The sequence below is a fragment of the Cyanobium sp. LEGE 06143 genome, from assembly GCF_015207535.1.
GTDB lineage: Bacteria > Cyanobacteriota > Cyanobacteriia > PCC-6307 > Cyanobiaceae > NIES-981.
Genome location: NZ_JADEWP010000118.1, coordinates 1 through 7,824, shown reverse-complemented (window position 1 = coordinate 7,824; position 7,824 = coordinate 1). Strand labels below are relative to the sequence as shown.

At 69.9% G+C, this 7,824-nt stretch carries 14 protein-coding genes and 1 pseudogene; 6 read left to right on the top strand and 9 right to left on the bottom strand.

The genetic code is table 11. From position 1 onward, the window contains the following. A partial coding sequence (locus IQ216_RS09275; protein WP_304523976.1) for a transglutaminase N-terminal domain-containing protein occupies positions 1-312 on the bottom strand: 312 nt, incomplete at its 3' end. 105 nt (positions 313-417) lie between these two features. Between IQ216_RS09275 and IQ216_RS09270 the strand changes: the two genes are divergently transcribed. Next, positions 418-840, top strand: a complete 423-nt coding sequence (locus tag IQ216_RS09270; RefSeq protein ID WP_193815244.1) for a YccF domain-containing protein — start codon at positions 418-420, stop codon at positions 838-840. Positions 841-1,057: 217 nt separating this feature from the next. Here the strand turns inward: IQ216_RS09270 and IQ216_RS09265 are convergent, their stop codons facing one another. The 4 genes from IQ216_RS09265 to IQ216_RS09250 all read right to left on the bottom strand — a co-directional run bounded on the left by IQ216_RS09265 (position 1,058) and on the right by IQ216_RS09250 (position 3,082). Then, on the bottom strand, positions 1,058-1,348 hold the full coding sequence (locus IQ216_RS09265; RefSeq protein ID WP_370566688.1) for a type II toxin-antitoxin system PemK/MazF family toxin: 291 nt from the start codon (positions 1,346-1,348) through the stop codon (positions 1,058-1,060). Between the two features lie 49 nt (positions 1,349-1,397). Continuing rightward, positions 1,398-1,673, bottom strand: a complete 276-nt coding sequence (locus IQ216_RS09260) for a hypothetical protein (protein WP_193815242.1) — start codon at positions 1,671-1,673, stop codon at positions 1,398-1,400. Between the two features lie 225 nt (positions 1,674-1,898). Then, complete coding sequence (locus IQ216_RS09255) at positions 1,899-2,444, bottom strand: hypothetical protein (protein WP_193815241.1); 546 nt, start codon at positions 2,442-2,444, stop codon at positions 1,899-1,901. 32 nt (positions 2,445-2,476) lie between these two features. Further along, a complete protein-coding gene (locus tag IQ216_RS09250; protein WP_193815240.1) occupies positions 2,477-3,082 on the bottom strand; it encodes a PCC domain-containing protein in 606 nt (201 codons plus the stop codon). Positions 3,083-3,209: 127 nt separating this feature from the next. Here IQ216_RS09250 and IQ216_RS09245 point away from each other — a divergent pair, with 127 nt between their 5' ends. After that, positions 3,210-4,148, top strand: coding sequence for a cation diffusion facilitator family transporter (locus IQ216_RS09245; protein ID WP_193815245.1), 939 nt, complete (start codon positions 3,210-3,212; stop codon positions 4,146-4,148). 18 nt (positions 4,149-4,166) lie between these two features. Here the strand turns inward: IQ216_RS09245 and IQ216_RS09240 are convergent, their stop codons facing one another. Genes IQ216_RS09240 through IQ216_RS09230 form a run of 3 tightly spaced genes read right to left on the bottom strand, consistent with a single transcriptional unit; the run spans position 4,167 to position 5,781 of the window. Continuing rightward, positions 4,167-4,445 carry a transcriptional regulator gene (locus IQ216_RS09240; protein WP_193815239.1) on the bottom strand — a complete coding sequence of 93 codons (279 nt, stop codon included), beginning with the start codon at positions 4,443-4,445 and terminating at the stop codon, positions 4,167-4,169. Between the two features lie 44 nt (positions 4,446-4,489). Then, positions 4,490-5,491, bottom strand: coding sequence for an isopenicillin N synthase family oxygenase (locus tag IQ216_RS09235; RefSeq protein ID WP_193815238.1), 1,002 nt, complete (start codon positions 5,489-5,491; stop codon positions 4,490-4,492). A gap of 11 nt (positions 5,492-5,502) precedes the next feature. Next, complete coding sequence (locus IQ216_RS09230; RefSeq protein WP_186699619.1) at positions 5,503-5,781, bottom strand: DUF427 domain-containing protein; 279 nt, start codon at positions 5,779-5,781, stop codon at positions 5,503-5,505. Positions 5,782-5,911: 130 nt separating this feature from the next. On the opposite strand from IQ216_RS09230, the gene IQ216_RS09225 reads away from it, so the two are divergent. The 4 genes from IQ216_RS09225 (at position 5,912) to IQ216_RS09210 (ending at position 7,569) form a co-directional block, all read left to right on the top strand. Continuing rightward, positions 5,912-6,115: a hypothetical protein gene (locus IQ216_RS09225; protein WP_193815237.1), complete on the top strand. Its 204-nt coding sequence runs from the start codon at positions 5,912-5,914 to the stop codon at positions 6,113-6,115. 110 nt (positions 6,116-6,225) lie between these two features. Next, a complete protein-coding gene (locus IQ216_RS09220) occupies positions 6,226-6,627 on the top strand; it encodes a hypothetical protein (protein ID WP_193815236.1) in 402 nt (133 codons plus the stop codon). Further along, on the top strand, positions 6,624-6,896 hold the full coding sequence (locus tag IQ216_RS09215; RefSeq protein WP_193815235.1) for a hypothetical protein: 273 nt from the start codon (positions 6,624-6,626) through the stop codon (positions 6,894-6,896). The genes IQ216_RS09220 and IQ216_RS09215 overlap by 4 nt, the downstream gene beginning before the upstream one ends. Beyond that, positions 6,889-7,569 (top strand): hypothetical protein, encoded by a 681-nt coding sequence (locus IQ216_RS09210; protein WP_193815234.1) that lies wholly within the window; start codon positions 6,889-6,891, stop codon positions 7,567-7,569. Before IQ216_RS09215 ends, IQ216_RS09210 begins: the two co-directional genes overlap by 8 nt. 34 nt (positions 7,570-7,603) lie before the next feature. On the opposite strand, the pseudogene IQ216_RS09205 reads toward IQ216_RS09210, so the two are convergent. Beyond that, a pseudogene (locus tag IQ216_RS09205) lies at positions 7,604-7,824 on the bottom strand (hypothetical protein); the annotation flags it as partial.

Here is a 7,824-nt window from a genome sequence, read left to right as displayed (position 1 = left end):
GCGCAGGGGCAGGGTCTGGGCGCTGGGATCGGTGAGGWTCCAGTCGAAGGGGTTGCGGCGCAGCGTTTCCACCACGGCGGTGGTGTGGATCCAGAGCTCCTGGCGCAGGCCCGTGAACCAGATCTCAGTGGTGTCGGCGCCGCCGGGCTCCTCCACTGGCGTGTTGCCGGCCGGCGGTTCCCGCACTGTGAGGGTGTGGCTCAGCAGCCGCTGCGTGGCGCTCTGCCGGGGGGTGAGCCGCAGCGTGTGCGGCTCCAGGAACACGGGTTGGTCGTAGTGGTAGTGGAGGGTGTGGTGGATCCGGAAGAACATGGGGGGCAGCGTCAGGCGCCAGGGCCAGGCCCACCCGGTCAAACTAGGGCAGCCGGGGCAGGCTGAAGCTGCGCCAGCGCCACACTGCTGCGCAGAGGTGAAGGGATGCTCGGTTTTCTGCTGAACGTTCTCTGGTTTGTGCTGGGGGGCTTTGTGATGGGCCTGGGCTGGTGGCTGGCCGGCCTGGTGGCGGCCCTCACCGTGGTGGGGATTCCCTGGGCCCGGGCCTGCTTCGTGATCGGCAACTTCTCCTTCTGGCCCTTCGGCAAGGAGGCGATCAGCCGCCAGGAACTCACCGGCCGCTCCGACTTCGGCACCGGCCCCCTGGGGCTGGTGGGCAATGTGATCTGGTTCCTGCTGGCGGGTTGGTGGCTGGCCATCGGCCACCTCAGCTCGGCCCTGGCCTGCTTCGTGACCATCGTGGGCATCCCCTTCGGCATCCAGCACGTGAAGCTGGCGCTGATCGCCCTGGCCCCGATCGGCCTCGCCATTGTGCCGAGTGGCACCACCGCGAGGCTGGAGGAGTGAGTTCCAGTGCTGATGAATGCTCAGCCTGAACAGGGATTGCGTGTGTAGCGAACTGGCTTGGAACGATTGATGATCTTGCCCTGTTGGAGCAGCCGTTCAGCGATCTGCTCCAAGGCCAATGGCGAATCCAGGTGGTGGAAGGGCCGGGCCCAGCCAGCACCTTCACGACCAAGCCGGGCCTGGGGATGACAAACCGAACGAGCGAGCTTTGGCTACCTCAGGGCAGCTCCAGCCAGCCACGCAGGGCCAGGTCCAGCTCGATGAGCCGCTGGGGCTCCAGTTGGCCCAGGATGCCGCCGATGGCAACGACCGGCACAGTGAACAACTTGTCCACCATCAGCTGACATGGCTTGCGCAGGCCGTTGCGATCGCTTGGTGCCACAGCGATGCGCACCAGTGGGGCCTCCACCAGGGTGCTGGTGAGCGGGCAGAGCTTGACGCTGGGGTGCGCCTGCAGCCAGCGATCAGGTTGAACCACCACTGCAGGCCTGGGCTTGGAGGAGTACACCCCAGCACTGGCCACCGTCACCCCACGCCGCGGCGCAAGAGCATTGCCGTCATGCCGTCCAGTCGCCCCAATCCGGCAGCTGCTCGCTCCAATGCCCCTGAGGGTCCTGGGCCGCCAGCAGCTGGGACTGTCGCCTGGCCTCCTCGGCGTTGCCGAAGCGTTGCAGGTAGTGGTGCAGGGCCTCACACACGCAGGTGCTGTGGCTCTTGCCGAGCTGACGCCCTACTTCCGGTTCCAGTCGCACCCCGAGCACCGGGATCTCCAGGCCCTGGGCATCATCGATCACCTTCTGATCCCGTGAATCCAGTCCAGTGCCGATCGGCATGAGCAAGCCGATTGACTGTCCTGAACCGGTGCCCGAGCTGACCACAAAGCTCATTCCCCGGCTGGTGATCTCGATGGCTTCCTGTAGGTGGCGTTGCAGCTGCAGTTCTTAGTTGCAGACCCCGGCTGTAGTCCTCAATGGAGATTCGGGAAACCGCATCCGGCCCGAAATGATGCAAATCACACGACTGGCCTATGGAAGGTCTGCGGCATCCATTGCACTCCTTTACCCCTTCAACCCATCAAACCCACAGCGCAGCACCGCCAGGGCGTCATCCGGCAGGCCCAGAAAGCCGTCGAGCCAGGGATCGCCGCTGGGGGGCACCCGCGCCACGCCCACCAGACAGCCCTGGCCGCGTGCATCCAGGGGGCTGCCCTCGGCGTGGTGGCGCTGGCCAGCCACCAATCCTGTGCTGAGATCCGTGGTCACCAGCAGCGGCGGCGGACGGTAGAGCCCGGCCCAGCTGCAGTGGAAGCGCGCCTCGAAGCGCAGCGTCACGGCGCCGCTGGCCGGCACGAGCTGGCCGGCGAGAGTGAGGGGTTCGATGGCGATCTGCAGCCCCGGCGGCAGGGGCAGCCCCAGCACCTGCGTTGTGCGCCAGTTCAGCGGGGGGATGCTGAGCCCGGCTGGGTCGAAGACGATCTCCAGCCTGTCGTCAACAGGGGTGCAGGTTGCCCTGCCGCTGCCGCCCCGGGCGTCGTAGCGGAAGCGTGGGTAGCGGCCGATCGCCAGCCCGCAGCCCGCCTGGGTGTGCAGCTGCAGGCTGGTCATGGCGACAGGCGGGCTTGAGCGGACACAACCCTTCAGGCGCCGCGTAGGCCATCGAGGCTGCCGCGGGCGTGCAGCTCGGCGAGGGCGTCATAGCCGCCGATGAAGGCGCCGTCGATGAACACCTGGGGCACGCTGCCCGGCTGGCTGGGCTCGATCACCCGGTGGGCAATGCCAAGGGTGCGCAGCATGCGCAGCGCCCGCGCTGAGAACGGGCAGCCCGGCAGCACCGCCATCTCCACCCGGGGCACCGTGGCGGCCTGGGCCAGGGGCACCATCAGGGGTTCAGCGCCCTGCTGCTCGGGGCCCGGCTCCGCATCGAACAGCCCCACCAGCAGGTCGGCGCCCTTGTACACCAGCGTGCCGGGCTCCAGGTGGCCGCCCCACACCTGGCAGGCGTTGTCGGAGAAGCTCAGGTGCAGGTGCACCTCCTGGGCAGCCACCGTGCCCTGCAGGGTGATGATCTCCAGCTCTCCCGTCAGCACGGTGGGGCCGGCCTCGCCGGGGCACTGGAAGGAGGCCTGGGTGAGGTTCCCCACCACGCTCAGCACGAAGCCATGGCCGCCCTCCTGGGCGGCCAGCTGCTCCAGGGACTGGCGCACGTCGCTGCCGGGTTCGAGGTGCAGGGCCAGAAACCGCATGGGCAGAGGGGCGTGAACGGACGACACCAAGGCCCGCAAATTAGGCCCTCGCCTGGCCCACGGTCGCCCAGCAGACTGCCGCCAGGCTCCGGGGGGCTTCACAATGCGAGCCCGCCAGTGTCCTGTGATCGGCTTTCGTTCGCCCCGCTCCTACACCCTGCTGTCCGTTGGGGCGGCCGTGAGCACCATGGTGATCAAGCTCGCGGCCTGGCGCCTCACGGGATCGGTGGGCCTGTACTCCGACGCGCTCGAATCCCTGGTGAATCTGGCGGCGGCGCTGGGGGCCTTCTGGGCCCTCACCCTGGCGGCCAGGCCCGCCGATCGCGAGCACAACTACGGCCACTTCAAGGCCGAATACTTCTCCAGCGGCCTCGAGAGCGCCCTGATCGTGCTGGCGGCGCTGCTGATCCTGCAGAGCGCCTTTGGCCGGCTGCTGAACCCCCAGCCCCTGCAGCAGGTGGGCCTGGGCCTGATGCTGTCGCTGCTGGCCACGGCCCTCAACGGCCTGGTGGCGGTGCTGCTGTTGCGGGCGTCGCGGCGCTTTGATTCGATCACCCTGCGGGCGGATGGCCAGCACCTGCTCACCGATGTCTGGACCTCCCTTGGGGTGGTTGTGTCCCTGGTGCTGGTGCCGCTCACGGGCCTCACGGTGCTGGATCCCCTGGTGGCGATCGCCGTGGCAGCCAACATCCTGTTCACGGGCTGGCAGCTGCTGCGTGAGACGGCCTCCGGGCTGATGGATCGCTCCCTGGCCGAGCCCGACCAGCAGCGGCTCGCCCGGCTGCTGGCAGCCCGCAGCGGCGATCAGGTGGCCTTCCACGCCGTGCGCACCCGGGTGGCCGGCTCCCGCCGCTTCGTGAGCCTGCACGTGCTGGTGCCGGGTCACTGGAGCGTGCAGCGGGGCCATGACTTCTGCTCCGCCCTGGAGCACGACATTGCCGCTGCCCTGCCTCGCAGCCATGTGTTGACCCACCTGGAGCCGATCGAGGATCCCAGCGCCTGGAACGATGATGGCTTCCAGTGGGATGGCGACCAGGTGGCAGCCCGTGGCTCCGCTTCCCGCTAGCTGCTGGCTTCCGGGGGGTCAGAGCGCCCGTCCCGGTGGCTGGGAGCCTGAGGGCGGCAACGGCCTGGGGCTGCGTCGGCCCGGTTCCAGACTGGCCAGAAGGGCTCCCAGCGCCAGCAGGCCCAGCAGCCACCAAAGCCGTGGGCGGGGCAGGCGCCGCCCCGAGCCTCCGCTGCGGCGCCTCACCTGCTTCTCGGGCTTGAGGCCAAGCGGGCGCCCGCAGCGCCCGCACACAAAGCGGCCGGCCAGGCTGCGGTCTGCCTTCACCGACCAGCTGCCGCAGCTGGAACAGGCCATCGCGAGGGGGTGGCATCAGGGCTCCAGCATGCCGACCAGCGTGGCTAGGCGGCTGGAGCAGTCGCCTGGCTGCCCCCGTCACCATCCGCGGTCAGCAGATTGATCCGGTAGAGAGTGTCTTCCAGCACATCAGCCGCCAGCTCCCCTGCCCAGCGCTGGGGGCGCTCGGCGCTGCAGCAGGCGTTGAAGGGCTGCAGCACCGTGGTGGGTCGCGGATGGCAGAACTGCACCACGCTCAGGCGGGAGCCGCTGGCGGCGGGATCGGCCATCACCCGGTGCCAGCCGCTGGGGATCAGGCCATTGCTGAGGCGCTCCAGCATCAGGCCGCTGTTGAGGATCACATGGCCCTCGGGCGGCGTGGCCGGCAGCCACTGCTCCCCCACCAACACCTGCAGCCCCGGCGCTGTGGCCCGGGGCAGGGCCGTGATCAGGTTGATGTCGGCGTGGGGGGCAGCCCACAGGTGGCCCCCCGCCGGTGCCTGGGGCATGGGCGGGTAGTGCACCGCCCGGGTGAGGGTGGGCGCCTCGGCCACCATCGCCTCGAAGATCGCCTCATCCAGCCCCAGACCCACKGCGATCACCCTCAGGAAACGGCGCTGCAGCGCGGCGATGGCGGCGTGGAAGGCGGTGAGCACCGCGCTGATGCCCGGCACCGCGGCCTCGGGCAGGCCCTGCTCCGGGTAGAGGAGGGGGTAGCGCCGACGCAGGGGGTGGTGCGCCGGAATCGGCTCCGCCYAGTTGAGCATCTCCTTCCAGTCGGCCAGGGACGCCCCGGCGGCGGTTTCCACCAGGGTGCCGGTGTAGCCGGTCTGGCCACTGGCGCCCTCCACCCGGAAGGCCTGCTTGCGGGGTTGGGGCAGCTGGAAGAACTGCTCCAGCAGGCCATAGGCCTCATCCAGCAGGTCCAGGGGCAGGTCGTGGCTGGTGGTCACGAAGCCGGTGGCCAGGCTGCGGCGCACCCCGTCCACCACGGCCTCACGGGCACGCTGATCGCCCCGCTCGAAGCGCAGCAGGTCAACGTCTAGAACGGCCGGATCGGCAGGCATCGCGGCGCTGCTCAGCGCACGCTGACGCCTTTCCAGAAGGCCACGCGGCCCTGGATCTGGCGGGCGGCCTCCTTCGGTTCCGGGTAGGTCCACACGGCATTGGCGTTCACCGCTCCGTCCACCACCACGTCGTAGTAGTGGGCCTCCCCCTTCCAGCCGCAGACGCTGCGGTGCTCGGAGGGCCGCACCAGGGCGCTGTTGAGGGCCTCGGCGGGGAAGTAGGCGTTCCCCTCCACCATCACGATGTCGTCGCTGCTGGCGATCACGGCACCTTTCCAGCTCGCTTCCATGGTCCATCCGTCAGTGGGACCATCCTGCCCGCTCGCCCCCGCCCGGTGCGCAGGCGCACACCGCGGCCTTGCCAAACCAAGGCCCTTCCCCTTCAGTGGAATCAAGGCATGAGACTCAAGGGAGAGCGTGATGGACCGACCCCCAGCCCTTGCCTCCTGGAGCCACCGCGGTTGCAGCGTTGAGCTGGCCGCCGCACCCTCGGCCCCGCCGCTGTTCCGCATCACCCATGGCAGCGGCGTGCCCCTCGGCCAGGTCTCCAACCTGGAGGAGGCCCGGGAGCTGATCGATCGGGAACTGCCCCTGCTGCGCCAGCGCCTGGCCGCCTCGGCTTGACGCCACCGCTGGAACGGACCCGGGCCAGGCCGATTCCCTTGCCACTGGCAGCTGGGCCAAAGGGCGTTAAGACAGGAGGACCAGCTGGGCGCCGCAGCGCCAGGGCGCCCATGAATCCCACCCTCTCGGAACGGTTGCTGAGCAGGCGTTCGGATGGCTTCTTCCGGGCCCATCCGGCGGCCCCCTGGGACGCGCTGCTGGAAACCCCGGTGGCCCTCCAGACTCTGGCTCTGGTCCAGCCTGCCGTGGAAGCGCAGCCAACCCCAGCCACCTCAGCTCCGACCACCTCAGCTCCGGCCACCTCAACGTCAGCCCCCGAGCTCCTGGTTCTGGTTTTGATGGCCGTGGTCTGGCTGGTCGATGGCTGGTTGGCTCTGCGCCAGGGCCTCAGGCGTCGCCCCACGGCCGTCGTCAGCAGCGCTGCCCATGGCAAGGCCCGCCTGGTGGCTGGACCTGCCCGGCCGCGATTCCCCCGGGCCCGTCGCCGCCCGGCCCCTGTGCTGGTGGCATGAGCGGGGCCAGCCCAGCGGGCCCGTCGCCGGCTTCGCCCCTGGGCCCGGACGACTGGCGCCGGGTCCGCGCCGCCCTCCTCTACATGGGGCGGGATCTGCATCACCGCTCCTATGCCGTCACCGCGGAGCGCAGAGAACTGCTCTGGCAGGAGATGGATGCCTGCCTGGCCCTGGCGGAGCGGATCCCGGCCGATGGCGACGAAGCCCTGTCAGCGGGGCCTGCTGCGGCAATCATGGGGGCTGCCGATCCCCCAGCAGCCAATGCCTGAGCCACGCCCAGCCCCCTATCCGCCTGCTCCTAAGACCGCCCTCTCCCCTGACCCGGCCGCACGGCGCTGGCGCCAGCTGCTGGCCAGCGCGGCCCTGGCCGTCGGCCTGCCCCTGGCCCTGCCTGCCGCCGCCGCTGCCATGCCCGCCTCCGGGGCCGGTGAACCCGGCGTGGCCCGCCTGAGCGGTGAGGCCGTCTACGGCTTTGGCTGTGTCGAAGCCGAGGGGAGCTACTGGATCGGCCTCGGCCTGATCCCCAAACCCTCCTTCAATGTGGTGACGAACCCAATGGCGGTGCCGGCCCTCAGCTCCACGAATCTGGCCCCGGTGGCTGAGATCACCGGCGCCGTGGGTGCCGGATCGATCGCCCACCGCTGCACCAGCATCGCCACCCGCCTCACCAACCTGGCCCTGGCCACCGGCACCGCCTCGCCCCTGGGCATCCTCACCCTCACGGAGTTCCTGCAGGCCGGCATGGTGGCCGGTCAGCCGGTGATCGCCATCGGTCAGCTGGCCCTTCCCGACGTGCTGGCCACCCTGCCCCAGGGCAGCGATCCCCAGCAGACCCTCGATCGCGTCAGCGAGCGCATCCGCGCCGTGTCCACGGGCCCGGCCATCGCTGAAGTGCTGCTGCGGGAGGGGCTGGTGGAGTTTGTCGAGGTGCCGCTCGACTGAGCTATGAGCGCTGCACGAGGGGAATGGCGGCTGGTCAGTCCAGGCTGTTGGGCTCCAGCCGCTGCTGGCCCCCCAGGGCTTCCAGCCACACCACCACAGCCAGCCAGTGCAGCCCCACCGCCGACCAGAGCGAGCCGGTGAGGCCGTAGACGAGCACGCAGGCGCTGCCCAGCAGGGTGCACTGCAACAGGAAGCGGGGGTCGTCAGAGACGGCCCGGCCCTGGGGGTACCAGAGGCGGGCCGTCTCTGACGACC

Bases quoted from the DNA above. Each gene is read 5' to 3' on its own strand.
- IQ216_RS09260 (WP_193815242.1), bottom strand. From the start codon at position 1,673: ATGCCGATCGGCACTGGACTGGATTCACGGGATCAGAAGGTGATCGAT.
- IQ216_RS09230 (WP_186699619.1), bottom strand. From the start codon at position 5,781: ATGGAAGCGAGCTGGAAAGGTGCCGTGATCGCCAGCAGCGACGACATC.
- IQ216_RS09220 (WP_193815236.1), top strand. From the start codon at position 6,226: ATGAATCCCACCCTCTCGGAACGGTTGCTGAGCAGGCGTTCGGATGGC.
- IQ216_RS09225 (WP_193815237.1), top strand. From the start codon at position 5,912: ATGGACCGACCCCCAGCCCTTGCCTCCTGGAGCCACCGCGGTTGCAGC.
- IQ216_RS09240 (WP_193815239.1), bottom strand. From the start codon at position 4,445: ATGGCCTGTTCCAGCTGCGGCAGCTGGTCGGTGAAGGCAGACCGCAGC.
- IQ216_RS09215 (WP_193815235.1), top strand. From the start codon at position 6,624: ATGAGCGGGGCCAGCCCAGCGGGCCCGTCGCCGGCTTCGCCCCTGGGC.
- IQ216_RS09250 (WP_193815240.1), bottom strand. From the start codon at position 3,082: ATGCGGTTTCTGGCCCTGCACCTCGAACCCGGCAGCGACGTGCGCCAG.
- IQ216_RS09255 (WP_193815241.1), bottom strand. From the start codon at position 2,444: ATGACCAGCCTGCAGCTGCACACCCAGGCGGGCTGCGGGCTGGCGATC.
- IQ216_RS09270 (WP_193815244.1), top strand. From the start codon at position 418: ATGCTCGGTTTTCTGCTGAACGTTCTCTGGTTTGTGCTGGGGGGCTTT.
- IQ216_RS09210 (WP_193815234.1), top strand. From the start codon at position 6,889: ATGCCTGAGCCACGCCCAGCCCCCTATCCGCCTGCTCCTAAGACCGCC.